Annotated in this window: 26 protein-coding genes; 16 read left to right on the forward strand and 10 right to left on the reverse strand. The window is 63.2% G+C overall.

What is annotated here, in order from left to right; genetic code table 11:
• Positions 1 to 3: 3 nt before the first annotated feature.
• From acpP to nagZ, 16 genes are all read left to right on the forward strand, one after another.
• Complete coding sequence (gene acpP / locus CLU86_RS00665; RefSeq protein WP_044397886.1) at positions 4 to 243, forward strand: acyl carrier protein; 240 nt, start codon at positions 4 to 6, stop codon at positions 241 to 243.
• Positions 244 to 290: 47 nt separating this feature from the next.
• Positions 291 to 1,535: a beta-ketoacyl-ACP synthase II gene (fabF, locus tag CLU86_RS00670; protein ID WP_099740225.1), complete on the forward strand. Its 1,245-nt coding sequence runs from the start codon at positions 291 to 293 to the stop codon at positions 1,533 to 1,535.
• 780 nt (positions 1,536 to 2,315) lie between these two features.
• Positions 2,316 to 2,942: an RNA polymerase sigma factor RpoE gene (gene rpoE / locus CLU86_RS00680; RefSeq protein ID WP_099658155.1), complete on the forward strand. Its 627-nt coding sequence runs from the start codon at positions 2,316 to 2,318 to the stop codon at positions 2,940 to 2,942.
• 133 nt (positions 2,943 to 3,075) lie between these two features.
• Positions 3,076 to 3,675: a sigma-E factor negative regulatory protein gene (locus CLU86_RS00685; RefSeq protein ID WP_099740227.1), complete on the forward strand. Its 600-nt coding sequence runs from the start codon at positions 3,076 to 3,078 to the stop codon at positions 3,673 to 3,675.
• Between the two features lie 208 nt (positions 3,676 to 3,883).
• A complete protein-coding gene (locus CLU86_RS00690; protein ID WP_099743196.1) occupies positions 3,884 to 4,777 on the forward strand; it encodes a MucB/RseB C-terminal domain-containing protein in 894 nt (297 codons plus the stop codon).
• 181 nt (positions 4,778 to 4,958) lie between these two features.
• Positions 4,959 to 6,422: a DegQ family serine endoprotease gene (locus CLU86_RS00695; RefSeq protein WP_369803795.1), complete on the forward strand. Its 1,464-nt coding sequence runs from the start codon at positions 4,959 to 4,961 to the stop codon at positions 6,420 to 6,422.
• Positions 6,423 to 6,610: 188 nt separating this feature from the next.
• Complete coding sequence (locus CLU86_RS22510) at positions 6,611 to 6,874, forward strand: hypothetical protein (RefSeq protein ID WP_143226631.1); 264 nt, start codon at positions 6,611 to 6,613, stop codon at positions 6,872 to 6,874.
• A gap of 12 nt (positions 6,875 to 6,886) precedes the next feature.
• Positions 6,887 to 8,695 carry a translation elongation factor 4 gene (gene lepA / locus CLU86_RS00700; RefSeq protein WP_099740228.1) on the forward strand — a complete coding sequence of 603 codons (1,809 nt, stop codon included), beginning with the start codon at positions 6,887 to 6,889 and terminating at the stop codon, positions 8,693 to 8,695.
• Complete coding sequence (lepB, locus tag CLU86_RS00705; protein WP_099658158.1) at positions 8,695 to 9,669, forward strand: signal peptidase I; 975 nt, start codon at positions 8,695 to 8,697, stop codon at positions 9,667 to 9,669. Before lepA ends, lepB begins: the two co-directional genes overlap by 1 nt.
• A gap of 38 nt (positions 9,670 to 9,707) precedes the next feature.
• Positions 9,708 to 10,073, forward strand: a complete 366-nt coding sequence (locus tag CLU86_RS00710; RefSeq protein WP_099740229.1) for a DUF4845 domain-containing protein — start codon at positions 9,708 to 9,710, stop codon at positions 10,071 to 10,073.
• A gap of 3 nt (positions 10,074 to 10,076) precedes the next feature.
• A complete protein-coding gene (gene rnc / locus CLU86_RS00715; RefSeq protein ID WP_099740230.1) occupies positions 10,077 to 10,760 on the forward strand; it encodes a ribonuclease III in 684 nt (227 codons plus the stop codon).
• A complete protein-coding gene (era, locus tag CLU86_RS00720; protein WP_099740231.1) occupies positions 10,757 to 11,794 on the forward strand; it encodes a GTPase Era in 1,038 nt (345 codons plus the stop codon). The genes rnc and era overlap by 4 nt, the downstream gene beginning before the upstream one ends.
• A 105-nt stretch (positions 11,795 to 11,899) precedes the next feature.
• On the forward strand, positions 11,900 to 12,664 hold the full coding sequence (gene recO / locus CLU86_RS00725) for a DNA repair protein RecO (RefSeq protein ID WP_099740232.1): 765 nt from the start codon (positions 11,900 to 11,902) through the stop codon (positions 12,662 to 12,664).
• A complete protein-coding gene (locus tag CLU86_RS00730) occupies positions 12,661 to 13,437 on the forward strand; it encodes a pyridoxine 5'-phosphate synthase (protein ID WP_099740233.1) in 777 nt (258 codons plus the stop codon). Before recO ends, CLU86_RS00730 begins: the two co-directional genes overlap by 4 nt.
• Before the next feature lie 57 nt (positions 13,438 to 13,494).
• Positions 13,495 to 13,917 (forward strand): holo-ACP synthase, encoded by a 423-nt coding sequence (gene acpS, locus CLU86_RS00735; RefSeq protein ID WP_099740234.1) that lies wholly within the window; start codon positions 13,495 to 13,497, stop codon positions 13,915 to 13,917.
• Between the two features lie 50 nt (positions 13,918 to 13,967).
• Positions 13,968 to 15,059 carry a beta-N-acetylhexosaminidase gene (gene nagZ / locus CLU86_RS00740; RefSeq protein ID WP_099740235.1) on the forward strand — a complete coding sequence of 364 codons (1,092 nt, stop codon included), beginning with the start codon at positions 13,968 to 13,970 and terminating at the stop codon, positions 15,057 to 15,059.
• A gap of 54 nt (positions 15,060 to 15,113) precedes the next feature.
• On the opposite strand, the gene CLU86_RS00745 is transcribed toward nagZ, so the two are convergent.
• The 10 genes from CLU86_RS00745 to CLU86_RS00795 all read right to left on the reverse strand — a co-directional run bounded on the left by CLU86_RS00745 (position 15,114) and on the right by CLU86_RS00795 (position 25,639).
• Positions 15,114 to 15,767, reverse strand: a complete 654-nt coding sequence (locus tag CLU86_RS00745; protein WP_099740236.1) for a mechanosensitive ion channel family protein — start codon at positions 15,765 to 15,767, stop codon at positions 15,114 to 15,116.
• A 28-nt stretch (positions 15,768 to 15,795) separates the two neighbouring features.
• Complete coding sequence (gene lysS, locus CLU86_RS00750; protein WP_099740237.1) at positions 15,796 to 17,340, reverse strand: lysine--tRNA ligase; 1,545 nt, start codon at positions 17,338 to 17,340, stop codon at positions 15,796 to 15,798.
• Between the two features lie 139 nt (positions 17,341 to 17,479).
• A complete protein-coding gene (locus tag CLU86_RS00755; RefSeq protein WP_099740238.1) occupies positions 17,480 to 18,100 on the reverse strand; it encodes a sugar transferase in 621 nt (206 codons plus the stop codon).
• A gap of 27 nt (positions 18,101 to 18,127) precedes the next feature.
• Positions 18,128 to 19,297, reverse strand: coding sequence for a DegT/DnrJ/EryC1/StrS aminotransferase family protein (locus CLU86_RS00760; RefSeq protein WP_099740239.1), 1,170 nt, complete (start codon positions 19,295 to 19,297; stop codon positions 18,128 to 18,130).
• A 169-nt stretch (positions 19,298 to 19,466) separates the two neighbouring features.
• Positions 19,467 to 20,792, reverse strand: a complete 1,326-nt coding sequence (locus CLU86_RS00770) for a UDP-glucose/GDP-mannose dehydrogenase family protein (RefSeq protein WP_099740240.1) — start codon at positions 20,790 to 20,792, stop codon at positions 19,467 to 19,469.
• Positions 20,789 to 21,529: a methyltransferase domain-containing protein gene (locus CLU86_RS00775; RefSeq protein WP_099740241.1), complete on the reverse strand. Its 741-nt coding sequence runs from the start codon at positions 21,527 to 21,529 to the stop codon at positions 20,789 to 20,791. The genes CLU86_RS00770 and CLU86_RS00775 overlap by 4 nt, the downstream gene beginning before the upstream one ends.
• Positions 21,530 to 21,549: 20 nt before the next feature.
• Positions 21,550 to 22,581, reverse strand: coding sequence for a glycosyltransferase family 2 protein (locus tag CLU86_RS00780; protein WP_099740242.1), 1,032 nt, complete (start codon positions 22,579 to 22,581; stop codon positions 21,550 to 21,552).
• A 62-nt stretch (positions 22,582 to 22,643) separates the two neighbouring features.
• On the reverse strand, positions 22,644 to 23,732 hold the full coding sequence (locus tag CLU86_RS00785; protein ID WP_099740243.1) for a glycosyltransferase: 1,089 nt from the start codon (positions 23,730 to 23,732) through the stop codon (positions 22,644 to 22,646).
• Between the two features lies 1 nt (position 23,733).
• Positions 23,734 to 24,366 (reverse strand): acyltransferase, encoded by a 633-nt coding sequence (locus CLU86_RS00790; protein WP_099743198.1) that lies wholly within the window; start codon positions 24,364 to 24,366, stop codon positions 23,734 to 23,736.
• The gene (locus CLU86_RS00795; RefSeq protein WP_099740244.1) at positions 24,350 to 25,639 is read right to left on the reverse strand and encodes a lipopolysaccharide biosynthesis protein; all 1,290 of its coding nucleotides are present in this window, start codon (positions 25,637 to 25,639) and stop codon (positions 24,350 to 24,352) included. The genes CLU86_RS00790 and CLU86_RS00795 overlap by 17 nt, the downstream gene beginning before the upstream one ends.
• Between the last annotated feature and the right edge of the window lie 8 nt (positions 25,640 to 25,647).

The following is a 25,647-nucleotide window of genomic DNA, read 5'->3' on the forward strand; positions in this document are numbered from 1 at the left end:
ACCATGAGCGATATCGAAGCACGCGTCAAAAAAATCATTGCCGAACAACTCGGAGTGGAAGAGTCCCAAGTCACCAACGAAAAGTCTTTCGTGGCTGACCTCGGCGCAGACTCCCTCGACACCGTGGAACTGGTGATGGCACTGGAAGACGAGTTCGGCATCGAGATCCCCGACGAAGACGCGGAAAAGATCACCACGGTGCAAAACGCCATCGACTACGCCAACAATCACCAGAAGGCCTGAGCGGCGCCCTGCGCCTGACTCAAGCGATCAGTAGAAGGTTTTCACGCATGAGCCGTCGTCGCGTTGTCGTGACCGGCCTGGGTTGCGTCAGCCCCGTGGGTAACACGGTGGCCGATGCCTGGGCCAACATCCTTGCCGGCAAGTCCGGCATTGACCTCATCACCAAGTTCGATGCGTCGAATTTTTCCTGCCAGATTGCAGGCGAGGTCAAGGGATTGGACCTGGAGTCCTACATCAGCGCCAAAGATGCGCGTGCGATGGACTCCTTCATTCATTTTGGTATCGCAGCAGCAGCGCAGGCTGTGCAGGATGCGGGTTTGCCTACGGGCGAGGCGCTCGATGAAGAGTTTGCCACCCGCATTGCCTGTGTGATTGGTTCTGGCATCGGCGGTTTGCCGCTGATAGAAAACACCCACGTCGAGTACGCCAGCCGGGGTCCTCGCCGTATCACGCCATTCTTTGTGCCTGCCTCCATCATCAATATGGTGGCTGGGCATGTGTCGATGCGTTTTGGTTTCAAGGGCCCTAACCTGGCTGTGGTGACTGCATGTACGACGGGCTTGCACTGCATTGGAGAAGCCGGTCGCATGATCGAATACGGCGACGCTGATGTGGTGGTGGCCGGTGGCACAGAGTCCACGGTGTCTCCGCTGGGCATTGGCGGCTTTGCTGCCATGCGCGCCTTGTCCACCCGCAATGATGACCCCAAGACGGCCTCGCGCCCCTGGGACAAAGACCGCGATGGTTTTGTGTTGGGTGAAGGTGCTGGTGTGATGGTGCTGGAAGAGTACGAACACGCCAAGGCACGGGGAGCAAAAATCTACGCGGAATTGACAGGCTTTGGCATGAGTGCTGATGCAGGGCACATGACTGCTCCCAGCATGGATGGGCCACGTCGCGCCATGCTCAACGCATTGCGTAACGCGGGTATTAATGCCGACCAGGTGGATTACCTCAACGCCCACGGTACCTCAACCCCGCTGGGTGACTTGAACGAAACGAATGCCATCAAGGCCGCTTTGGGTGACCATGCGCGCAACACGGTGGTCAGTTCGACCAAGTCGATGACCGGGCACTTGCTCGGCGGCGCGGGTGGCATCGAAAGTGTTTTCACGGTGCTTGCGCTGTACCATCAAAAGGCGCCACCGACGATCAACATCTTTAACCAGGATCCTGAGTGTGATCTGGACTACTGTGCCAATACGGCGCGTGACATGAAGATCGACATTGCTCTCAAGAACAACTTTGGTTTTGGGGGCACCAACGGCTCGCTGGTTTTCAAGCGGGTTTGATGCACGGATACAAGCTACGTTGCGCTGAGCGCTTGGTGGCCTTAGGGTGGACATTCCATGTTTTTGATGTGGGATGTCTGCCCTTTTATTTTTTGGGGGTGCAGTTGCGAAAGCTTCGGCGGCCTTTGCAGGGGTGGTTGAGCCTGGGTTCGTTGGGCTTGCACTGTGACCGCTTCTGCATTGGTCTGCTGCGACTGCCTTTTTTACGCCCAAACAACAGCCGTCCCGGGATGCCATGATGGTCTCTGCCAAATATACGGCTCCAGCTGTGCGCTACCCTTTTGCAAGGAGTGCTGCATTGGGCTGGCTTTGCGTGTGGCTGGCTGTGGTTTCCGGTGGTGGGGTTGCTTGGTATGCAGCGAGTGTGTGGACTGCAGGGGGTCGAGGTGTCTTTGCCTTGGTGGCGATTGTGGGCTGGGTGATCGCGGCTTTGGGTGCTTTGGGGTACTGGCGGAGGTCTCCGCATGGCTTGTTGGCCTGGAACGGGCAAGTTTGGACCTTACAAGTTGCCGATTCGGAGCAGGCGGGGGTGTCTGAGGAAGGCGCGGCCTTGCGGCAGGCGCCCGCCGTTATTCTGGATTTGCAGTACACGCTGTGGATCCTGGTGTACAGGGATGGCCATGCCCCGCTTTGGTTGTGGCTCGAACGCTCGCAGCGCCCTGAACGCTGGGGTGATTTGCGCCGTGCGGTATATTCGCCCGCCATGCAGGCAGCCCCCATGGCTGTCCAATCTACCGAGGCGCCAAGCCGAGAGCCCTAAGGCGTGATTTCTGAGTGCCCATGAATGTAACCCCGCCTTCCCTTCCTGCAGACAGCGATCTCCAACTGGTGGAGCGCACGGTTGCAGGTGACCAGCGAGCCTACGAGCTGCTGGTCATCAAATACCAAAGGCGCATCGAGCGCCTGATCGGCCGGATGGTGCGCGACACAGATCTGGTGCAGGACATCGCACAGGAGACGTTCATCCGGGCTTATCGGGCGCTGCACCAGTTTCGGGGGGATGCCCAGTTTTACACCTGGCTTTACCGCATTGCTGTGAACACCGCCAAAAAGGCGTTGATGGACATGAAACGCAATCCGGTCATCTCCGAGAACGCCCTCAGAGGCGGAGACGATGAGGATGAAACTTCCCGCGTTGACAATGAACTAACCACCGAAGAAACGCCAGAAACCGTTTTAGCTGCACAGGAAATTGCACGGGTGGTGAATGCCGCTATGGAGGCTTTGCCTGAGGATTTGCGGCAGGCTGTGACGCTGCGCGAGATTGAGGGGCTGAGCTATGAAGAAATTTCGCTGGCAATGAATTGCCCTATTGGCACGGTTCGGTCCCGGATTTTTCGGGCCCGTGAGGCTATTTCTGCGAAAGTGCGCCCGCTGTTGGACAAACAGTCTGGCAAGCGGTGGTGACTGGGGCATGGCTGCGCCTCTTTCCTTTTTTCCGAGAGATGGCTGGGCGAGGTGGCTTTGGTCGGGTGCGGAAGAATGCGATACCGAAGTGTGCAGATCTGTATGTGTGGGGGCTGGTTAGACAGGTGACATCATGGACAAAGATTTGAATCAGTGCGAGCAGTTGTCGGCGTTAATGGATGGTGAGCTCGAAGGCGAGGCCTTGGCTGAGGCCTTGCGCTTGGCCCACGGTGAAGAGAGCCAAGCCACGTGGGAGCTCTACCATCTGGTGGGAGATGTGTTGCGCTCGCCTGAATTGGCTGCACACGCATCGAGTCCCTTGCTCGGGCGCTTGCGGGAGCAACTGGCCCAGGAGCCTGCCGCCGCACGTGTGCCTTTGGTACTGCAATCTGAATCACCGGTGGTGTCTGTCCATGTGCCGCAGCCAGCGGCCAATGCGTCGGTGTTTCGCTGGAAGATGGTGGCCGGTATTGCGTCGATGGCTGCGGTCGCCGCCATCGGTTGGAATTCTGTTGAAGCCTTGAGGGGCGGCGGCGCGCAATTGGCTTCTGCTCCAGTTGCGCCACCGGCTTCGGTGGTGGCTGTTTCGGAAAGGGCTGGGCAGCCTGTGATGTTGCGCGACCCACGCCTGGACGAGCTGTTGCAAGCTCACAAACAATTCGGTAGCACTTCGGCTCTTCAGATGCCTGCGGGCTTTTTGCGCAATGCCACTTTTGAAGAGCCTTCTCGGTAACTCGCCTTGGCTGGTGCAGGGGAGGTCTCTCTTCTGTGTTTCGCAAGCATCCGTGGATCGAATGGCTGGCCTTTGGGGGCGTGTCGCAGTTCTTGCGCTTACCTTGGGGTGGGGTGTGCCCATGGCAGTGGCTGCGGAGTCTTCTGCATCTGCTGCTCCCTTGCCTTCGGCGCAAGCCGTATCGGTGGACCTTGATGTCACGCAATGGATGGCTCACATGCGAGGGGCTGCGTGTCGGCGCTCGTATGTGGGTACTTTTGTTGTGATCTCGGCCACAGGGGCCATGTCCAGCTCCCGCATTGCCCACGCTTGTGATGGGAGTTTGCAAGTGGAGCGTGTGGAAACCTTGTCGGGTGTGCCACGCACCGTATTTCGGCGCAACGGTGAGGTCAGGACCTTCTTCGCATCGTCGCGTACCGTGCGCACGGATCGCAGTGACACCCCAGCCTTGTTTCCACAGCCCTCCGTAGTGGCGGGCACCAAGCTCTCACAGTTCTACGCTGTGCAGCGTTTGGGACTGGAGCGTGTGGCTGGACGGAGTGCGGACGTGCTGTGGCTCAAGCCTCAAGACGATCTGCGGCTGGGCTACCGCATTTGGGCGGACCAGGAAACGGGGCTGGTCATGAAGCTGCAAACCTTGTCGCCCAACGCCAAGGTGATGGAGCAGGCTGCGTTCTCGGAAATTGACTGGAATGCCAGTGTGAAAGCGGAAGACCTGTCACGCGCGATGGACGCTGTGGACGGATTTCAGCGCGTGTCACCTGAGGTCCGCAAGACCTCTGCCCAGGAAGAGGGGTGGGTATTGCGCCAGCCGGTGGAGGGCTTTGTTCCTGTCCAATGCTATCGGCGCACACTGTCTGTAGAGGCCGGTGCACGCAGTGTCTTGCAGTGCCTGTACTCTGACGGCCTAGCGTCTGTATCGCTGTTCATGGAGCCCATGGACGCTACGCGGCACGGTGGTGTGGAGGTGCAGGAGGTCAGCATGGGGGCAACCCAGATGCTGGCGCGCAGAGCAGGTGAAGACACCTGGCTGACCATCGTGGGAGAAGTCCCGCGCAAGACGCTGCACCTTTTCTCTAAGCACTGGGAGCGGTCGCGCTGACCCGTTTCGGTGAACGTGTCTGCCGGTGCATTCACTCGTCTGCCGAGTGTGCTGCCTGTATTGGTCTTCTGTTTTAAAAAAATCGGCTCCCAAATCAGCCCGTATTTGGGAACCTATTCGCTTGGGTGCTCTTCAGAGATGCATTCGTGATTGGTAATTGTTACCTCGATTTGAAAGGCCCATGATGTCTACTCTGGATTGGAAGTTGCTGCGTTCCGTTGCCTTGGCTGGTGTGTTCACTGGCCTGTCTGGGCTGACGGCGTTGGTGCCTGTCTCCGCTGCTGCGCAATCAGCGGTGGTGCGTGGCCTGCCAGACTTTACGGAACTTGTAGAGCTGGCGGGTCCCTCGGTGGTCAATATTCGCACCACCGAGAAAGCCTCAGCCCGCTCTGGGGCTGGTGCGATGGATGAAGAGATGGCGGAATTTTTCAAGCGCTTCGGTGTGCCTATTCCCAACGCGCCGCGCCAGCAGCGCCCACAGCAGGATGAGCAGCCACGCGGTGTGGGCTCGGGGTTCATTCTCACGGCCGACGGCGTTGTGATGACCAATGCGCATGTGGTCGAAGGGGCCGATGAAGTGATCGTGACCCTCGCAGACAAACGGGAGTTCAAGGCGAGGATCGTGGGCGCCGACAAGCGCACGGACGTGGCTGTGGTCAAAATTGAGGCCAGTGGTTTGCCTGCGGTGAAGGTGGGGGATGTCAGCCGCCTGAAGGTCGGCGAGTGGGTGATGGCGATTGGCTCTCCGTTTGGTCTGGAGAACACGGTCACGGCAGGCATTGTGAGTGCCAAGCAGCGTGACACGGGTGACTATCTGCCATTCATTCAGACCGATGTGGCGATCAACCCTGGCAATTCTGGCGGGCCGCTGATCAACATGCGCGGAGAGGTGGTGGGCATCAACAGCCAGATTTATTCGCGTTCTGGGGGGTTTATGGGGATTTCATTTGCGATTCCCATGGATGAGGCGATGCGTGTGAGCGAGCAACTGCGTGCCTCCGGCCGCGTGACGCGTGGGCGTATTGGCGTGCAGATTGGCCCCGTGACCAAGGACGTGGCTGAGTCTCTGGGCCTGGGCAAGGCGCAAGGTGCGTTGGTGACGGGTGTGGAGTCGGGCTCGCCAGCGGAAAAAGCCGGTGTCGAGGCGGGAGACATCATCATCCGCTTTGAAGGCAAGGCGATTGAAAAAGTGGCCGATCTACCTCGCTTGGTGGGCAACACCAAACCGGGTAGCAAGAGCAGCTTGACGGTGTTTCGTCGCGGGCAAAGCCGTGACCTTGCTGTCACCATTGCCGAGATTGAGCCAGACAAAGTGGCGGTGAAAACGACGGACCGTGAGGAGCGCGCCAAGGCTTCTTCGGCTGGGCAGCAAGTGGGGTTGACGGTGACGGAGTTGCCGGAGGCTCAAAAGAAGGAACTCAAGCTCAAGGGCGGTGTTTTGGTCTCGGCTGCTGTCGATGGCGCTGCCAGGGCTGGCTTGCGTGAGGGTGACATCATCCTGGCAATCGCCAATACCGAGGTGTCTGGCGTGAAGGACTTTGATGCCATCTTAGGCAAGGTCGACAAGAGCAAAACCTTGAGTGTGTTGTACCGCCGTGGAGAGTGGGCGCAATACGCGCTGATTCGCCCTGCGCCAGCCCGTTGAATTGGATGATGGCTGTGCACCTGCAGGGATATGCCCCGGCAAGTCAAGCCATTGCACGCTCTCAAAATGGTTTGAAAGTTAGTTGTCACCAACTTAAAATTTGTGCAATTACCGATTTCGATAGAATAGAGCCCGCTCTCAGCGCTTGAATGCATATCGGCGAGGTCTTCCTCCACGATACGGTATGCATGAAAGCCATTCACAGCTGTTCCACAGTTCGCCCACATGTTGTGCACCAATTAAGTGGCGATGCTGTGGATAAACTGTGTGTAAGTATTTTGTTGCAACGTGGCAACGACCCCCGCATGCGGTGGAGCGGGCTGTTTGGTATGGCCTTTTTGCCTACAATGAAGCTCCAACCATCGCAGTTGCCAATGATTGTTGGTTCAGGGCGCGTCGCCATTCGACGCGCCCTTTTTTCTTGTGCGCGCCTTTCTCATCCCATTATTTGACGCTTTTCGTTGATGAATCACATCAGAAATTTCTCCATCATTGCGCACATCGACCATGGTAAGTCGACGCTGGCAGACCGCTTGATCCAGCGTTGCGGCGGGCTTGCTGAGCGCGATATGGAGGCCCAGGTCCTGGACTCCATGGACATTGAAAAGGAACGCGGGATCACGATCAAGGCACAGACTGCGGCGCTGCAATACAAGGCCAAGGATGGACAGGTCTATAACCTCAACCTGATCGACACGCCCGGGCATGTGGACTTTTCGTACGAGGTGAGTCGCTCCCTGTCTGCGTGCGAGGGCGCGTTGCTGGTGGTCGATGCATCGCAGGGGGTTGAAGCCCAGACGGTGGCCAACTGCTACACCGCGCTGGAGCTGGGTGTAGAAGTGCTTCCTGTTCTGAACAAGATGGACCTGCCCAACGCCGACCCTGACAACGCCAAGGCAGAAATCGAGGATGTCATCGGCATTGATGCTGCGGACGCTATCCCTTGTTCCGCGAAAACGGGTTTGGGCATTGAGGAAATCCTGGAGCTGATCGTCGCCAAGGTGCCAGCCCCCAAGGGCAACCCCACGGGCCCTTTGCGCGCCATGATCATTGACAGCTGGTTCGACCCCTATGTAGGGGTGGTGATGCTGGTGCGTGTCGTGGACGGCCGCTTGGCCAAGGGTGAGCGCTTTAAGATGATGGCCACGGGGGCTGTGTACAACGCGGACAATCTGGGTGTATTCACACCGGCCAACCTGGCCTTGGAAGCGCTGGAGGCCGGGCAGGTGGGCTACATCATTGCGGGCATCAAAGAATTGCAGGCCGCCAAGGTGGGGGACACCATCACCCTGGAAAAAAAGCTGCCCAACAACGCCGGACCTGCGACAGAAGCCCTGCCGGGTTTCAAGGAAATCCAGCCCCAGGTGTTTGCTGGTCTGTATCCCACCGAAGCGAGCGAGTACGACTCCTTGCGCGATGCGCTGGAAAAACTCAAGCTCAACGATGCCTCGCTGCACTATGAGCCCGAAGTCAGCCAGGCTTTGGGTTTTGGCTTCCGATGCGGCTTCCTGGGCCTGTTGCATATGGAAATCGTGCAGGAGCGTCTGGAGCGCGAGTTTGATCAGGACCTGATCACCACGGCCCCCAGCGTGGTCTACCAAGTGGTCAAGGCCGATGGTGAAGTCATCATGGTCGAGAACCCCTCCAAGATGCCTGACCAGGGGCGCCTGGAGGAAATCCGCGAGCCCATCGTCACCGTGCACCTGTACATGCCGCAGGACTACGTGGGGCCCGTGATGACGCTGGCCAACCAAAAGCGCGGCGTGCAAATGAACATGGCCTACCACGGGCGCCAGGTGATGCTCACCTACGAAATGCCCTTGGGCGAAATCGTGCTCGACTTCTTCGACAAGCTCAAATCGGTGTCGCGCGGTTATGCGTCCATGGACTACGAGTTCAAGGAGTACCGCGCCTCGGATGTGGTGAAGGTGGACATCCTGCTCAACGGCGAGAAGGTGGACGCTTTGTCCATCATCGTGCACCGCTCACAGTCGCAATACCGCGGCCGCGCGGTGGTGGCCAAGATGCGCGAGATCATCAGTCGCCAGATGTACGACGTGGCCATTCAGGCGGCCATCGGTGCCAACATCATTGCGCGCGAGACCATCAAGGCCCTGCGCAAGAACGTGCTGGCCAAATGCTACGGTGGCGACATCAGCCGCAAGCGCAAGCTGCTCGAAAAGCAGAAGGCCGGTAAGAAGCGGATGAAACAGATTGGCTCGGTGGAGGTGCCCCAAGAGGCGTTTCTGGCCATTTTGCAGGTGGAAGATTGATGCGGTTCATGCAAACTCTCACGTCGCTGATTCTGGCGGCTTTTGCCGGGTACATCGGTGCTTGGTATTTTGGTGCGCTGGAAGGCAACTTTGCCTTGCTGCTGTTTTTGGCCACCGTCGTGACGGGGGCCTATTGGCTGGGCGAACGCTTTTACTTTTTGCCCCAGCGCCGCAAGGCTGCGCAAGCCATCGAAGATGCCGCTGTGCAGCGCCGGGCCGAGCTGGACCGTATGGGCATCCAGAAGGTGGATGTGGACGCCGAAGAAGCCAAGGGCCGCATCCTCATGCAGCCCTGGTGGCTGGACTGGACCGCAGGCCTGTTCCCCGTCATCGTGGCCGTGTTTGTGTTGCGCTCCTTTTTATTTGAGCCGTTCAAAATTCCTTCGGGCTCCATGATTCCGACCTTGCGCGTAGGCGACCTGATCCTTGTGAACAAGTTCACCTACGGCGTGCGTCTGCCGGTCATCCACACCAAGATCACCGAAGGCAACAAGCCCGCACGCGGTGATGTGTTGGTGTTCCGTTACCCTCCGCAGCCTACGCTTGACTACATCAAGCGCGTGGTGGGCGTGCCGGGGGACGAGGTGGCTTATCTGAACAAGCGCCTGACCATCAATGGCAAGCCCGTGCAGACCGCTGCCCAGCCTGACTTTCTGGAAGAAGAAAGCATGCGCTACTTCAAGCAGTTTGAAGAGCAACTGGGCGCGCAACCGCATCGACTTATCAACAACCCTGAAGCTCCTGCGTTTGTGCAAGGTGCCAGCAACTTTGCCTACCGCGAAAACTGCCGCTACAGTGTGGAGGGTGTGGTTTGCAAGGTGCCTGAAGGCCACTATTTCATGATGGGCGACAACCGCGATAACTCCCTGGACTCCCGCTATTGGGGGTTTGTGCCTGAAGGCAATATCGTGGGCAAGGCGTTTTTCGTCTGGATGAACTTTGGCGACTTCAAGCGCATTGGGCCATTTCACTGAGCAGGCCAGTGGCCGTATACAACAGGAGGGTGTTTGGTATGAATTTGCGTTACACAACAGCGCGTGCGCGTCAACGTGGCCTGTCTTTTATCGGTGTCATTTTCATTGGTGTATTGGCTGTGGCGACCTTCGCGATTGGCGGGCAGTCGGTGCCGATTTTTCTGGAGTACCAGGCGATCCGCAAGGCAACTTTGAAGGCATCCAAGGATGGCTCCACGGTGGCAGACATCCGTGCATCGTTTGATCGCGCCGGGGCCATTGACAACATCAGTTCCATTTCTGGCAAGGATTTGGAGATCACCAAGCGCGGTGACAAGACCGTTGTAGGCTTCAAGTACTCCCGCGAGATCGAGTTGGCTGGCCCAGCCTTCCTTGTTTACCGTTTTCAATACCAGACCGAATAATTAGTGCATCCCAGTCTCTCTTCGCTGCAGGCCCGCCTGCAGCATGTTTTTTCCGATCCCTCGCTATTGCAGCGGGCTGTCACCCACCGCAGCTTTTCGGCCGACCACAACGAACGGCTGGAGTTCTTGGGGGACTCTGTCTTGAACCTGGCGGTGGCCAGCTTGCTGTACCAGCGGCTGGCGCAGTTGCCTGAAGGCGATCTTTCCCGGGTGCGGGCCAATCTGGTCAAGCAAGACACTCTGCACCAGCTTGCGCTGCGCTTGAAGGTGTCCGAGGTGCTTCGCTTGGGCGAGGGCGAGTCCAAGTCCGGTGGGCAGCAGCGCCCCTCCATCTTGGCCGATGCCCTGGAGGCCTTGATTGGTGCGGTCTATCTGGATGCAGGCTATGCCGGTGCCGAGGCGCTGGTGCACCGCTTGTTCGAGGGGATGGAGATCAATCCCCAGATGCAGGCCGTGGCCAAAGACCCCAAGACCGCATTGCAGGAGTGGCTGCAGGGCCGCAAAATGAAGCTGCCGCAATACCGCGTGGTGGGCACCGTGGGCGAGGCCCACCGCCAGACCTTCGATGTGGAATGCGACATCACCGAACTGGGGCTGACCGAACGTGGCATCGGCGGCTCCCGCAGGGCGGGGGAACAAGCCGCCGCTGGCGCCATGCTGGCCACATTGAAAGCGAAGAAATTATGAACGATGCTACTAAAAATGTAGCTGCTGGCGCCGAATCTGCGAGCGCGCAAGGCCCGGATGACTTGAATGCCATGCTGGCGGCAGCCCGTGCGGCGGGTGCTGTCAAGGCGGCGGCGGGTGTACCTGCTGCGCCGGTCGATGGCCAACGCTGCGGCCTGATCGCCATCGTGGGCAAGCCCAACGTGGGCAAGTCCACGCTGCTCAATGCACTGGTGGGGCAGAAGATCAGCATCACCTCGCGCAAGGCGCAGACCACGCGCCACCGCATCACCGGCATCCGCACGCTGGGGGCCACGCAGTTTGTGTTTGTCGACACGCCAGGCTTCCAGACCCGGCACAGCACTGCGCTGAACAAATCGCTCAACAAGACCGTGATGGGCGCCATCGGTGATGTGGACCTGATCTTGTTTGTGGTCGAAGCAGGCAACTTCACCCTGGCCGATGCCAAGGTGCTGTCCTTGTTCAAGCCCGGCATCCCAACGCTGCTGGTGGCCAACAAGCTCGACACCGTGAACCGCCGCGCAGAGCTGGCCCCCTGGCTCAAGAGCATGCAAGAGCGCCACCCGTTTGCCGAGTTTGTGCCCATGTCGGCCAAGAACAAGGGTGATGTGGAGCGGCTCTTTGGTATTTGCGAAAAGTACCTGCCAGAGCAAGGCTGGTGGTACGCCGAGGACGAGTTGACCGACCGCAGCGAGAAATTCCTGGTCAGCGAAACCGTCCGCGAAAAGCTCTTTCGCTTCACTGGCGATGAACTGCCCTACACCTCCACCGTGGTCATCGACAAGTTCGACGAAGAACCCAGCAAGGCGCACAAGCGCTTTGTGCGCGTGGCTGCGACCATCGTGGTCGAGCGCGATGGCCACAAAGCCATGGTGATTGGCGAAAAGGGCGAGCGCCTCAAGCGCATCAGCACCGAAGCCCGGCAAGAGCTGGAAAAGTTGCTTGAAGCCAAGGTGTTCCTGGAAGTGTGGGTCAAGGTGCGTTCCGGCTGGGCCGACGACGAAGCCCGCGTGCGCTCCTTCGGCTACGAGTAAGCGCATTCCATCGGCGCCTGCCGTCCTTTCTTTGGGCGGTGGTGCTGGGTCGAATGCCTTCATTGCCACCATCGCCTTTCCTCAAGCCCACCGATACGCCCTCCCGTGGCCGCCGCCAAGCGCATCACCGACGAACCTGCCTACGTGCTGCACAGCTACGACTGGAGCGAGTCCAGTCTGATCCTGGAGGTGTTTTGCCGCCGCCAGGGGCGCGTGGCGCTGGTGGCCAAGGGGGCCAAAAAGCCCACCTCCAATTTCCGGCCCGTGCTGCTGCCGCTGCAGCCACTGTTGCTCACCTACACCCTGGCCGGTGACGGGGTGGGCGACATCCACACCCTCAAAGGCGCCGAGTGGGTGGGCGGGCACGTGATGCCCACGGGCGATGCCCTGCTGTCGGGTCTGTACCTCAACGAATTGCTGCTGCGCCTGCTGGCCCGTGCCGATGCGCATGCGGGCCTGTTTGACGTGTATGCGGGCGTGGTGCGCGTGCTGGCCAGCGAGCATAGCGATGCCCTGGAGCCCGTGCTGCGCAGCTTTGAACTGCTGCTGCTGCGTGAGTTGGGCCTGCTGCCCACGCTCGATGCCGAGACCGCTACCTTCGCCACCCTGCGGCCTGAGGGCCGTTACACCCTGGTGGCTGAAGGCGGCTTGCGGGCGGCCTCCAGCACCGACCGTGCCAGCCTCTGTGGCAACCAATGGCGTGCGCTGCAAACGGCGCTGGACCAAGCCGCCAGCTACACCGCCACGCTGCGCGCCTGTGCCCCTGTGGCGGTCGAACTCAAACCCCAGCTGCGCGCCGTACTGCAATACCATTGCGGCAGCCCGGTGCTGCGCACCCGCCAGCTCATGATGGATTTGCAAAGCTTATGACCACCCACCCACATTCCCGCACCGCACTGTCCGTCAACGTCAACAAGGTGGCCCTGGTGCGCAACACGCGCCACCTGGGCATTCCCAGCGTGACCCGTGCGGCCACGCTGTGCCTGCAGGCTGGGGCGCAGGGCATTACCGTGCACCCTCGGCCCGATGAGCGCCACATTCGTGGCGACGATGTGTACGCCCTGGCCGAGTTGATGAAGGCCTGGCCCGACCGCGAATACAACATTGAAGGCAACCCATCGCAGAACCTGATGGAGTTCATTCGCACCGTGCGCCCTCACCAGGCCACCTTTGTGCCCGACAGCGAAGACCAGTTCACCAGCGACCACGGCTGGAGCTTTCCGCAAGATGCCGAGCGTCTGGCCCCGCTGATCGCCGAATGCAAGGCGCTGGGTGTGCGCGTGAGCCTGTTCATGGACCCGGTGCCCGAGCAAATGGCCGCCGCCCGTGCCGTGGGCGCTGACCGCGTGGAGCTGTACACCGAACCCTATGCCGCAGCCTGGGGTACCCCCCAGCAGGCCGAGCAACTGGCCCGCTACGCAGCAGCCGCCCAGGCTGCGCTGGATGCCGGCCTGGGCGTGAACGCTGGGCATGACCTCAACCGCGATAACCTCGCCGCCTTTGTGCGCGAGGTGCCCGGTGTGCTCGAAGTCTCCATCGGCCATGCACTGATTGCCGACGCGCTGGAACTGGGCTACGCCGCCACGGTGCAGGCTTACCAGGCATGCATCGACGCGGGCTTTAAAGATTGCAATCACTCCTGATTTGATAGCTGCTTGCGCTTATTAATCAAGCGCTAGCTGCATATTGGGCTCAAAACCATGATCTACGGCATTGGCACCGACATCTGCGACGTGCGCCGCATCCGCGAAAGCCTGGAGCGCCACGGCGACCGTTTTGCCGAAAAGGTGCTGGCCGCAGGTGAGCTGGCCGTGTGGCGTGATCGCACCGAGCGCTGGCCCGACCGCGGCCTGCGCTACTTGGCCACGCGCTTCTCTGCCAAAGAGGCCTTCAGCAAGGCCGTGGGGCTGGGCATGCGCATGCCCATGACCTGGCGCCACTGCGAGGTGGCCAAGCTGCCCAGCGGTCAGCCCGTCATCGTGCTGCACGGGGCCCTGAAAACCTGGTTTGAAGAACGCGGCCTGCATGCCCACCTGAGCGTAACGGACGAGACCGATTACGCCGCCAGCTTCTGCGTGGTGGAGCGTTTGGAGGGAAATGGCCCTCCAGCGCTTTCCCTATAAGCGCAAGCAGCTCTTGATTTGATAGCAATTCATCACCCATCCGATCTTCCATGACCGAACACGCCCCCCTCATCATTGACGTAGCCGGCACCGAGCTCACCGCCACCGACCGCCGTCGCCTGGCCCACCCGCTGGTGGGCGGCGTCATCCTGTTTGCCCGCAACTGGGTGGACCGTGCCCAGCTGCTGCAACTCACCAGCAGCATCAAGGCCGTGCGCGACGACCTGTTGATCTGCGTGGACCACGAAGGCGGCCGCGTGCAGCGCTTTCGCACCGATGGCTTCACGCACCTGCCGCCCATGCGCGCGCTGGGCGAGATGTGGATGGATGACGGCAAGGGCGCCAAGGCCGTGCCCGGCAGCGGTGCGCTGCGGGCCACCAATGCGGCCACGGCGGCGGGCTACGTGCTGGGCACCGAACTGCGGGCCTGTGGTGTGGACTTCAGCTTCACCCCGGTGCTCGATCTCGATTGGGGCGAGAGCGGTGTGATTGGCGACCGCGCCTTCCACCGTGACCCGCGTGTGGTGGCCCTGCTGGCTAAGAGTCTGATGCACGGCCTGCTGCAGGCGGGCATGGCCAACTGCGGCAAGCACTTTCCTGGCCACGGCTTCGTCAAAGCCGATTCGCATACCGAAGTGCCGGTGGACAAGCGCAGCCTCAAGGCCATCCTGGCCGACGACGCCGCGCCGTACCCGTGGCTCAGCACCACGCTCACCAGCGTGATGCCTGCGCATGTCATTTACCCCAAGGTGGACAGCCGCCCCGCAGGCTTCTCGCAGCGTTGGCTGCAAGAGATTTTGCGCCGCCAGATGCGCTTTGACGGCGCCATCTTCAGCGACGACCTGAGCATGGAAGGCGCCCGCCGCCTGGACGGCCAGGTGGTGAGCTACACCGCTGCCGCCGTGGCGGCGCTGGAGGCGGGCTGCGACCTGGTGCTGCTGTGCAACCAGAGCCTGGGCGAAGGCCAGGCAGTGGACGAATTGATCGACGGCCTGGCAAAGGCCCAAGCCCAGGGCCTGTGGCAGCCCAGCGTGGACAGCGAATCGCGCCGCCTGGCACTGCTGCCCGAGACACTGCCCCAGCCTTGGGATGAGCTGATGCTGCAGCCTGCGTACATGCAGGCGCTGGACCTGTTGATGTGAGGGAATGACAACGGTAACGCCACCCGAGGGACGGGTGGTGTTGCCAGGGTCAGGTCAAGGCGCGGGGGAGGTTGCCTGAGCTTCAGGGCTAGCGGCTTGGGGCTCTGCGCCCGTGGCAGACACGGCGGGAGCCAAGGTGGCCGGTGAGGGTGGCTCCCCGTGCCAGCGCCGCACCACGCGCTGGAAGATCAGCGCATTCGGTATCTGCACCCAGGCGCTGCCCGGCGGGGTGTTGAATTCTTCCAGCGTGGTGTAGAGCAGGTTCACGTCCACCACACGGCCCTTGGCACCGGGCTTTTCGGCGGTGTCGAGCACCTCGACGTGGTCACCAATGCGAAATGGCCGCACCGTGAAGATGAGCAGCGCGCAGAACAGGTTGGACAGCACGCTCCACGCCGCAAAAAACGCCACGGCGCCCACGGTGGCAAAGCCGGTGAAGGCCGTCCACAGCACGGTGGCCGAGACGCCCAGGCGCTCCAGCACCAGCAGCACAGCGCTGGCCATGATGGTCCAGCGGATGAGCCCGTTGATAGGTACCACCAGCTCGCCGGGCAACTGGTAATGCCGTGCCGCCTTGCGCACCAGCCGCCGCAGCAGCCCTTGCAGCAAGAATGCGACCAGCATGATGCCCAGGATCTGGCCGCCGGGCACGATCACCTCCAGCCAGTCTTGCACCCACTCCGGCAGGCGGTGTTTGGGAATCGCCATGGATATCCGAGGTAACGCGGTCCGTGGATCAGCCTTCGCGGCGCAGGGCCGGGAACAGGATCACGTCGCGGATGCTGGGGCTGTCGGTCAGCAGCATCATCAGGCGGTCAATGCCAATGCCGCAGCCGCCGGTGGGGGGCATGCCGTATTCCAGAGCGCGCACAAAGTCGTGGTCGTAGAACATGGCTTCGTCGTCGCCGCTGTCCTTGGCGGCCACCTGGGCGTGGAAGCGTGCGGCCTGGTCTTCGGCGTCGTTCAGTTCGCTGAAGCCGTTGCCAAATTCGCGGCCGGTGATGTACAGCTCAAAGCGCTCGGTCACCTCGGGGCGCGTGTCGTTGGCGCGGGCCAGCGGGCTGATCTCGGTGGGGTGCTCCATGATGAAGGTGGGCTGCCACAGCTTGTCTTCCACGGTTTCTTCAAAGTAGAACACCTGCAGGCTGGCCAGCGAGCGGGTGGAGAGCTTGTCCTTCTCTTCCGACATGCCCAGCTTCTTGAGGGCGCTGATGAGCCAGGCGGCATCGTCCACATGGGCACCGGCTTCGGTGTACTGGAAGATGGCTTCGCGGATGGTCAGGCGGGCAAACGGCTGGCTCAGGTCCACCTCGCGGCCGCCGTAGCTCAGTTGCAGCGAGCCCGTGGCCTTCAGTGCCACTTCGCGGATCAGCTTTTCGGTGTATTCCATCAGGTCCTGGTAGTTCCAGTACGCGGCGTAGAACTCCATCATCGTGAACTCGGGGTTGTGGCGCACCGAGATGCCTTCGTTGCGGTAGCTGCGGTTGATTTCAAACACGCGCTCAAAACCGCCCACGATCAGGCGCTTGAGGTACAGCTCGGGCGCAATGCGCAAGAACATTTCTTGTTCCAGCGCGTTGTGGTGCGTCACAAATGGCTTGGCATTGGCGCCGCCCGGGATGGGGTGCAGCATGGGCGTCTCGACTTCCAGGAAGTCGTTTTGCACCATGAATTCGCGCAGCCCTGCCACCGCCTTGCTGCGGGCCACAAAGCGCTTGCGCGCCTGCTCGTCGGTGATCAGGTCCACATAGCGCTGGCGGTACTTTTGTTCCTGGTCGCTCATGCCGTGGAACTTGTCGGGCAGCGGGCGCAGGCTCTTGGTGAGCAGGCGCAGGCTGGTCACCTTGATCGACAGCTCGCCGGTCTTGGTCTTCATCAGCGTGCCTTCGGCACCCACGATGTCACCCAGGTCCCAGTGCTTGAAGGCGGCGTACAGCTCTTCGCCCACGGCATCGCGGGTGATGTAGAGCTGGATGCGGCCACCGGTGTCGCCCAGCGAGCCGTCTTGCACGGTGGCAAAGCTGGCCTTGCCCATCACGCGCTTGAGCATCATGCGGCCGCCCACGCTCACGGTGACGGGGTTGGCTTCCAGCGCCTCGGCGTCTGCACCACTGTGCGCGGCTTGCAACGCCGCGGCCTTGTGGACGGGCTTGAAGTTGTTGGGGAACGCCACGGCGCCGCCCTGGGCCTGGGCTTCACGCAGGGCGCGGAGCTTTTCGCGGCGCTCGGCGATGAGCTGGTTCTCGTCTTGGGGGGCGGGGGCGTGGTTCTGTTCAGACATAGGGGCTGGGTGCAGTGGCTGCAGGGCTTTTGGAAGGGGCCACGGCGCGCAAGGGGCGGCAGTGGGGTGGCTATCGGCGCTGTAGGGGGCGAAATCAGCGGGCTGAGAAGGATGTCCTTGCACAGCCGAACCGGTGATTTTAAGGTTTCTGTGGGCCCGCTGGCGCACTGAACACGGCAGCGGCCGTGCGGGCAATGATGCGCAGGTCCAGCCACAGGCTACGCTGCTGCACATATTGGCAGGCATATTGCAGCTTGGCGGGCAAAATTTCTTGCACGTAGGCCCGCTCGGGGTCGCTGCTGCGCGCCAGTACTTCGCTCTCGTCCCGGTACGCCAGCGAGGCCAGGTCGGTGATGCCAGGGCGCACGCTCAGCACCTGCGCCGCCACCTCGGCGGGGTACAGCGCCACGTACCTGGGCACCTCAGGCCTCGGGCCCACCACGCTCATGTCGCCGCACAGCACGTTGGCAAACTGGGGCAGCTCGTCGAGCTTGGTGCGGCGCAAAAATCGGCCCGCGCGGGTGATGCGCGCATCGGCCCCGACGGTGATCTGCGGCCCCGCAGCCTCTGCGCCAGCGCGCATGGTGCGGAACTTGTAGATGCGAAACAGCTGCCCATGTCGCCCCACGCGCTCTTGCTGGTAGATGACCGGGCCGGGCGAGTCGCGGCGCACCCATAGCGCAATCACGGCCAGCAGCGGTGCTAGCAGCAGCAGCACGGTAGCCGAAAAGGCAATGTCAAAAGCGCGCTTGATCCACATGATGGGTCGGTGGGTGGGCAGACTTCTTCAGGCCAGCAGCTCATGCAGCGCGGCAATCACGCGCTCCTGGTCCGCATCGCCCATGGCGGTGAACAGGGGCAGGCTCACCATGGTGTGGTAGGCGGCATCGGCTTGCGGAAACTGCTCGGGTGTAAGCTGGTAGCGATCGCGCCAGTAGGGGTGGCGGTGCAGCGGCACATAGTGCACGCTGGTGCCAATGCCCCGGTCTGACAGGCCCTGGATCAGCGCATCGCGCCCGATGCGTGCCTGCGGCGCCAGGCGCACCACGTACAGGTGCCAGGCATGCACGTCGCCAGATGGGGCTGTGGCGGGCAGTACCAGGGGCAGGCTGACCAGCGCAGCGTGGTAGCGCTGGGCCAGTTGCTCGCGCTGCTGCACAAACTGCGGCAGGCGTGCCAGCTGCTGCACACCCATGGCGGCGGCCACATCGGTCATGTTGTATTTGAAGCCGGGGGCCACCACTTCGTAGTACCAGGCCGGGGTCTTGGAGGTGAAGCGGTCAAACGCATCGCGGTTCATGCCGTGCAGGCGCATCACGCGCATGCGCTGGGCCAGGGCGGCATCGCGCGTCACGGCCATGCCGCCTTCGCCGGTGGTGATGGTCTTGTTGGCGTAGAAGCTGAACACCGTCACATCGGACTGCAACTGCCCCACCAGCGTGCCGCGCCAGGTGGTGGGCAGTGCATGGGCTGCGTCTTCCACCACCTTCAGGCCGTGCTCTTTGGCAATCGCCAGGATTGCGTCCATGTCGCACGCCAGGCCACCGTAGTGCACGGGCATGATGGCCTTGGTGCGGGGCGTGATGGCGGCGCGGATCTTTTCCGGGTCGATGTTCAGCGTGACCGGGTCCACGTCCACCAGCACCGCGTCGGCCCCCAGGTAGCGCACCACCTCGACGGTGGCGGTGAAGGTGAGGGTGGGGGCAATCACCTCGTCCCCCGGGCCAATGCCCAGGGCTTCCAGCGCCAGGTGCAGCCCGGCCGTGGCCGAATTCACGGCCACGCCCTGCAGCCCGCCACCCAGGTAGTCCACAAAGTTCTGCTCAAACTGGCGCGTGACCGGGCCGGTGGTGACCCAGCCAGAGCGCATGGCCTCGGTCACAGCGGCAATTTCGGCGTCGCCAATGTCGGGGCGGGCGAAGGGGAGGAAAGGAACAGATGATTCAGTGTTGCTCATGTCAAAAATCCAGCACTTTGTATGAAACCCCGGGGCGGCAGAACTCGCACAGTCCAGGCCAGTGGCCCCCGCACAAGGGCCGCCCCGCCGTGCTGGGGGCGTCTCCCCGCCCGCGTCGCGCAGCGATGCGAGAGCGGGGGGAAGGCGCGCAGCGCCACAGGGGGGTGATTCATCTTTTACGGCCAATGGGGTAGTACTCCAGCCCAGTGCTGCGCATCGTGTCGGGCTCAAACAGGTTGCGCCCGTCAAACACCACTGGGTGCTTCAGCGTGGCGGCAAGGTGGGCAAAGTCAGGGCTGCGAAATTCCTTCCACTCGGTGACAATGACCAGTGCATCCGCGCCTGCCAAGGCCGCATCGGCCTGGGGTGCGTAGTACAGGTGCGGCCGTGGGCCCAGCACGGCTTGCGCTTGCAGCATGGCCTGGGGGTCATAGGCCACCACTTCAGCGCCTCGGGTCAGCAGTTGCTCTATCACCGTCAGGCTAGGCGCTTCGCGCATGTCGTCGGTGCCGGGCTTGAAGGCCAGGCCCCACAGCGCAAAGCGGCGGCCTTGCAGGTCGGGGCCAAAGCGGGCGATGATTTTGTCGGTCAGCACCTGCTTTTGCCGCTGGTTCACCGCCTGCACGGCTTGCAGAATCTGCAGCGGCTGGCCCGCGCTTTCGCCCGTCTGGATCAGGGCGCGCACATCTTTGGGAAAGCACGAGCCGCCGTAGCCGGTGCCCGCATACAAAAAGTGCGTGCCAATGCGCGGGTCGGTGCCGATGCCGGTGCGCACCTGCTCAATGTCCGCCCCCAGCTTTTCGGCCAGCAGGGCCAGCTCGTTCATGAAGCTGATGCGCGTGGCCAGCATGGCGTTGGCGGCGTACTTGGTGAACTCGGCGCTTCGCACATCCATCTCAATCAACCGCTCACGGTTGCGCATGAAGGGGGCGTACAGCGTGCGCATCAGGGCGGTGGCGTGCTCGTTGTCGCTGCCCACGATCACCCGGTCGGGCCGCATGAAGTCCTGCACCGCAGAGCCTTCCTTGAGGAACTCGGGGTTGGACACGACGGAAAAGTCGGGCGACAGCCCGCGCGCCGCCAGCGCCTGCGCTACCTCCTTCGCCACGGCATCGGCCGTGCCCACGGGCACCGTGCTCTTGTTGATGATGAGCTTGTAGCCCTGCATCCGTTCGGCCACGGCCCGTGCGGCGGCCAGCACATGCTGCAGGTCGGCCGAGCCGTCCTCGCTGGGCGGTGTACCCACGGCAATGAACTGCAGCAGGCCGTGCGCCACGGCGGTGTCGATGTCGGTGGTAAAGCGCAGGCGCCCGGCTTGGGCATTGCGCGCCACCACATCGCCCAGGCCGGGCTCGTGGATGGGCATCTCGCCCCGGTTCAGCGCGGCGATGCGCTGGGTGTCCAGGTCCAGGCAGACCACCTGGTTGCCCATTTCTGCCAGGCAAGCGCCAGTGACCAGGCCCACGTAGCCGGTGCCGATAACGGTGATTTTCATGACGGTAAAGCTTCTGGCCCTGCGCTGAGGGCCGGTTTCACCGCCCAGGTCAGGCGGTGGGTGCGCAAGAAGGGTAGCAGCGTGGCGCAGGGCGCAATCAGGCCTCCAGGCAGGCGGCGTGCCACGGGCGGTGCCAGCGTGATGCGTTGTGAATGCAATTGTGCTTGCGGGAATAGTCGCCGCACTTCGGTCAGCGGCACGCCCTGCACATCGGGGTTGCGCGGGTTGTTGACGACAAAGTCGTACACCAGCACGCCACCACCGGGGGCCACCCATTGCCACATCTGCTGCGCAAGCGCAGTGCGAAATTCGGCGTCGAGCAGTGAGCTGAACAGGGTGAACGCGAGCACGGCCTGCTGGCTGCCGGGGGCGATGGTGGCGCTTGCGGCATCGCCTGCATGGATGGCCAGCGCGGCGGGCAAGGTGGCACGGGCCTGGGCGGCGCGCTCTGGCAGCAATTCCAGCCCTTGCAGGCGCTGGGGCTGGGCGCCCAGGCGCACCAGGTCATGCAGGTTGCCGCCGCTGCCACAGCCCACTTCGGTGATCTGCAGGCCCGCCAGGCTTTGCCAGCCGTGCGTGCGCCACAGCTGCACCATGGCGCGCAGCCGCTCTTGCTGGGCCTGCAGGGCTGAGGCGCTGGCGTACAGGCTGTAGTGCTGCGCGTCGGCCACCGCATTGCGCCGCGCGTAGCGGGCCTGCACGGCAGCGGGTTCGTGTGGAGGTTCTGTGGGGCTCATGGCAAACGCTTGCAGGGGCTTCAGCGCGTGATGCGCGCAAACTGGGCCGAAGGCTGGCGGCCGCGCAGCACGTCCCACAGGCCGCGCCAGGTGCCCAGGCCATAGGCCAAGTGGTAGGCCGCAATCACCACCGGCAGACGCGCCAGGGTGTGCCACTGGCGTGCCGCCTGTGCGGCCAGCACCGAGGCAGCGCCCACATAGCCGCCGTACGCTGTCAGCAGGGCCACCAGCGGCAAGGCATTCCAGGGGCTGATGGCGAGCAGGCCCACCAAAGCCGCCACAAAGGCGGCAGGCACCAGTTGCCGCACAGAGCCCGGCTGACCATGCTTGCGCATGACAAAGGGGCGCCAGTAGCCATATTGCCGCTGCTGCGCAAACAGGTGGCGCAGCGAATCGCGCGGCCGGTAGCTCGATTGGATGCGCCCGCTTTGCCAGATGCGTGCACCGCCCAGGCGCAGCCGCAGGTTGTGCTCGTCGTCCTGGTTGCGCACCAGGGCTTCGTCAAAGCCGCCAAAGCGCTCCAGCGTGGCGCGGGGCCAGCAGCCCAGGTACACGGTGTCTACGGGGCCCTCGTAGGCTTTGTTGCGCGACAGGGCCCCGCCCACCACCCAGCGGCTCTGGAAGGCCGTGGCGATCGCACTGCCCATGGCTCCGCGCCCCTCGGCCACCCAGGGGCCGCCCACGTTGTCGGCCCCGGTGCGCTCCAGCGTGGCCAGGCACTGGGCCAGGTAGTCGGGTGCAAACTGGGTGTGCACATCCAGCCGCGCCACCACGCTGCCGCGCGCCAGGCGCAGGCAGGCGTTGAGCCCGGTGGAGACGATGCGGCCAGGGTTGTCCACCCAGCGCAGGCGCGGGTCGGCCGCGCAGCGCTGCTGCAGCCGCTCGCGCGTGCCGTCGTCGCTGCAGCCATCGGCCACCAGCACTTCCATTTGCCAGCCTGCGGGCAATTGCTGCTGCAAGGCGCTGTCGCAAAAAGCGTCGATGTGTGCGGCCTCGTTGCGGCAGGGCACGATGACGCTGAGCAGCTGGGGCTGGGCGGGGTGGGTGAACATGGTTGCTATATTTTATGTAGCTGCTAGCGCTTTATCTGATTGCCCTAGCGGCCTATTTCTTGTTAATTGGCGTTGGTGCTGACGATGTTGGTTACTGGACGCTGCAGCAGCCCACGGTAGAGCGCATCCATGCGGTCCATTTGCATGGCTCGGTCGCCCTCTTGCTGAATGCGTTGGGCGTTGTGCTGGCCCGCAGCATGGGCTGACGCATCGTCTTGCGCCAGGGCGGCCAGCTTGCGCGCCAGAGCGCTGCTGTCCTGTGCGGGCACCAGCCATTCGGCTTGCAGCCACTGTGCGTTGGCCTGCAGCTTGGTTGCCACCACGGGCAGGCCGCAGGCCATGCTTTCGAGCACCGAGACCGAGGTGGCGTCTTGCGTGGGCACTGAGACCGAGACCTTGCACCGGGCCAGAACCCGGGCCATGCCAGCGTCGTCCAGCCGTCCGTGAAAGGTCACTGCTTCGCCCAAGCCCCGGCGGGCGACTTGCTCGCGCAGCGCGGCCTCCAGGCTGCCGCCGCCCAGCAGGTGCAGGTGCACAGGCAAAGCGGGCTGCTGTGCCCGCAGGTGCGCCACGGCATCGATGATGGTGGCGATGTTGTAGTTGGGCTCCCACGAGCGCAGGCTCACGATCTCAAAGCCGGGTTTGTCTGGCCAAGGCGCAGGCGCGAAACGCGCCAGGTCCACGCCCCAATGGATGCAGTGCACCGCAGCGCGCGGGTGGTAGCTGTGCGCGGCATCGACCAGGCTTTGCGAATCGCCGGTGATGAGGTCAGCGCGGCGCAGCGTCCAGCCGGTGAGCCAGCGCATCCACGGGCTGGTGTGCGGCGTTACCAGCAAGTCGCTGCCCCAGGCGGTCATCACCAACGGGCGGTGGCCGCAGCGTGCGCCCAGGTAGCCGTACGACGTGGTGTAGTGCGCGTGCACGATGTCGGGGGCCAGGGCCTGCACGGCGCGGCGTGCCTCGCCTGCGCGCAACAGCCACTGGGCCGAGCGGTGTACCGGGCGCAGCACATGTTGCTCCACGCCCTCAATGGGCGCTGGCCGCGCGGTGACCAGCGACACGCGGTAGCCGCGCCCCTGCATCTCGCGCGCCCAGCGCTGGATGTGGGGGCTGGTGGCATCGCCCAGCAGGCACAGGTGGATGGGGGGCATGTCAGGCGTGGTCAGAAGGAGGTGTGGATGTGGGCGCGGGCGAGGTGGGCAGCGTGCCAGCCCAGGCAGCGTAGTGCGCCTGCATCTCGGGGTATTGCGCCAGCAGGGCGGCATCGCGTGTGCGCACATCGCCCACCACGCGGGCGGGCTGCCCCGCCACGATGGCAAAGTCTGGCACCTCGCCGCGCACTTGGGCATAGGCGCACACCACAGCCCCCTTGCCGATGCGGCTGCCCGCTTCGATCAGGCTGTGCGGGCCGACAAAGGCATAGGCGCCAATGTGCACCGGTGCCTGCAGGTAGCCGGGGCGTGCAGCCGCCGCGCTTGCATGCGCCGCATAGCTGCGCCCCATGAGGCGCACGGCCCGGTGCGAGCTGTGGGTGACGATGCTCACAAAGTTGGTGATCTGCACACCTTCGTCGATGCGCAGGCCGCCTGCGGCGTCCAGAAAGTTGAAGTGGCCGATGAACACATGGTCTGCGAGCTGCAGGCCCTCTTCGCCCTCAATGCAGGTGCTGGGCGCGATGCGGGTGTGGGGCAGGGGCGTGCCTTGCGCGGTGCGCTCGCCAAACACCATGCGGTAGAACAGCGCCTGCCACAGGCGGCGGCGCCAGCGGTTAAGCCAGGCTTTCATCGCGTCCTTCATGGGGGATGTCCTTCCAGGTGGCCAGTGCCCAAAAATAGTAGCCAAAGTACAGCAGCATGGAGGTTGAAATGCCCCAGGCCGCGCCAGTGAGCCCACCCAGCGCCAGGCCTGCCAGCAGTCCTGCAAAAAACGCCACCTGGCCCACCAGCGCCAGGCGCAGCGCCCAGGCCTGGGCCTTCCATGCCAGTGTGGTGACGGCCAGGGGCGATGCAATGAAGTGCAGCGCAATATAGGGGGCCAGGGCCCGGGCCAGCTCGCCCGCCCCCGCCCAGCGCGCGCCAAAAAAGGCGGTGAACAAGGCCGGCCCCCACAGCAGCAGCACGGCGGCCATGGGCAGTGCGATGGCGGCCAACAGCCGCATGCTGTGGTGCACGGCCTGGCGTGCCGCCTGGGCGTTGGGGGCCTGCACCAGCCGGGGGTACAGCGCTTGCGACAAAGCCCCGCCCAGCAGGCTGGCGGGCGCCTTCAGGTAGCGCAGCGACATGGCCCACAGGCCTGCGGCCGCGTCGCCCGACCAGGCGGTGACGGCCAGCAGGGTGAGCGTGTCTTGCAGTGCGCCCACAAACGCATGGGGCGTGTTGAGCAGTGGGAAGTCGCGGTGGCGCAGCGCCATGGCGCGCAACGCGGGCCATGGGGCGCGCAGACAGGCCGCCCAGCCGCCCAGCGGGGCAGGCCGCGCCAGCAGCCAGGCGGCCAGCAGCGCTGTGGCGATGGCGCCTGCGCACAGCCCCCATAGCCCCCACCGCTCTGCCAGCGCGTTGGATTCGGTGTGCCCTGTAGGCCCCAAAAGCCACCAGCCCAGCGCCAGTTGCAGCACAGCGCCCCCACCGTACTGCACCAGCCGGGCGGTGGACAGCAGGCTAAAGCGCTCTGAGCGCGTTGCCCACATCGTGAGCCACTGGGTGGCCCCCAAGGCCAGCACCGCCAGTGGCAGCAGCCAGTAGGCGGCCATGCCGCTGCGCCAGGCCAGCACGCCAGCAGCGCACAGCGTGGCCAGGCCCACGGCGGCTAGCACATGGCCGCACAGCGCCATCAGCTGCGCGGCCTCGGGCTCGGCGCGCTCCAGAGGCAGGGCGTATTCATAGCGTGCACAGGCCACCACGGCCACGTTGGTGGCCAGGGCCCACAGCAGGGCAAATTGGCCGAAGGCCTCGGGCGAATAGGTGCGGGTGAGCGCGGGCCCCAGCAGCAGGGGCAGGGCGTGGGCGGCCACGCTGCCGGTGAGCAGCGTGGCGGTGGCTTTGAATAGCCCTTGGGTCATGCCACCTG

Origin of the sequence: Acidovorax sp. 62 (assembly GCF_002754495.1) — a bacterium.
GTDB lineage: Bacteria > Pseudomonadota > Gammaproteobacteria > Burkholderiales > Burkholderiaceae_C > Acidovorax.

Excerpts from the sequence above, each read along its gene's own strand:
- acpP (WP_044397886.1), top strand. The coding sequence starts at position 4 with ATGAGCGATATCGAAGCACGCGTCAAAAAAATCATTGCCGAACAACTC.
- fabF (WP_099740225.1), top strand. The coding sequence starts at position 291 with ATGAGCCGTCGTCGCGTTGTCGTGACCGGCCTGGGTTGCGTCAGCCCC.
- rpoE (WP_099658155.1), top strand. The coding sequence starts at position 2,316 with ATGAATGTAACCCCGCCTTCCCTTCCTGCAGACAGCGATCTCCAACTG.
- CLU86_RS00685 (WP_099740227.1), top strand. The coding sequence starts at position 3,076 with ATGGACAAAGATTTGAATCAGTGCGAGCAGTTGTCGGCGTTAATGGAT.
- CLU86_RS00690 (WP_099743196.1), top strand. The coding sequence starts at position 3,884 with ATGGCTCACATGCGAGGGGCTGCGTGTCGGCGCTCGTATGTGGGTACT.
- CLU86_RS00695 (WP_369803795.1), top strand. The coding sequence starts at position 4,959 with ATGATGTCTACTCTGGATTGGAAGTTGCTGCGTTCCGTTGCCTTGGCT.
- CLU86_RS22510 (WP_143226631.1), top strand. The coding sequence starts at position 6,611 with ATGAAAGCCATTCACAGCTGTTCCACAGTTCGCCCACATGTTGTGCAC.
- lepA (WP_099740228.1), top strand. The coding sequence starts at position 6,887 with ATGAATCACATCAGAAATTTCTCCATCATTGCGCACATCGACCATGGT.
- lepB (WP_099658158.1), top strand. The coding sequence starts at position 8,695 with ATGCGGTTCATGCAAACTCTCACGTCGCTGATTCTGGCGGCTTTTGCC.
- CLU86_RS00710 (WP_099740229.1), top strand. The coding sequence starts at position 9,708 with ATGAATTTGCGTTACACAACAGCGCGTGCGCGTCAACGTGGCCTGTCT.
- era (WP_099740231.1), top strand. The coding sequence starts at position 10,757 with ATGAACGATGCTACTAAAAATGTAGCTGCTGGCGCCGAATCTGCGAGC.
- CLU86_RS00730 (WP_099740233.1), top strand. The coding sequence starts at position 12,661 with ATGACCACCCACCCACATTCCCGCACCGCACTGTCCGTCAACGTCAAC.
- acpS (WP_099740234.1), top strand. The coding sequence starts at position 13,495 with ATGATCTACGGCATTGGCACCGACATCTGCGACGTGCGCCGCATCCGC.
- nagZ (WP_099740235.1), top strand. The coding sequence starts at position 13,968 with ATGACCGAACACGCCCCCCTCATCATTGACGTAGCCGGCACCGAGCTC.
- CLU86_RS00745 (WP_099740236.1), bottom strand. The coding sequence starts at position 15,767 with ATGGCGATTCCCAAACACCGCCTGCCGGAGTGGGTGCAAGACTGGCTG.
- lysS (WP_099740237.1), bottom strand. The coding sequence starts at position 17,340 with ATGTCTGAACAGAACCACGCCCCCGCCCCCCAAGACGAGAACCAGCTC.
- CLU86_RS00755 (WP_099740238.1), bottom strand. The coding sequence starts at position 18,100 with ATGTGGATCAAGCGCGCTTTTGACATTGCCTTTTCGGCTACCGTGCTG.
- CLU86_RS00760 (WP_099740239.1), bottom strand. The coding sequence starts at position 19,297 with ATGAGCAACACTGAATCATCTGTTCCTTTCCTCCCCTTCGCCCGCCCC.
- CLU86_RS00770 (WP_099740240.1), bottom strand. The coding sequence starts at position 20,792 with ATGAAAATCACCGTTATCGGCACCGGCTACGTGGGCCTGGTCACTGGC.
- CLU86_RS00775 (WP_099740241.1), bottom strand. The coding sequence starts at position 21,529 with ATGAGCCCCACAGAACCTCCACACGAACCCGCTGCCGTGCAGGCCCGC.
- CLU86_RS00780 (WP_099740242.1), bottom strand. The coding sequence starts at position 22,581 with ATGTTCACCCACCCCGCCCAGCCCCAGCTGCTCAGCGTCATCGTGCCC.
- CLU86_RS00785 (WP_099740243.1), bottom strand. The coding sequence starts at position 23,732 with ATGCCCCCCATCCACCTGTGCCTGCTGGGCGATGCCACCAGCCCCCAC.
- CLU86_RS00790 (WP_099743198.1), bottom strand. The coding sequence starts at position 24,366 with ATGAAAGCCTGGCTTAACCGCTGGCGCCGCCGCCTGTGGCAGGCGCTG.
- CLU86_RS00795 (WP_099740244.1), bottom strand. The coding sequence starts at position 25,639 with ATGACCCAAGGGCTATTCAAAGCCACCGCCACGCTGCTCACCGGCAGC.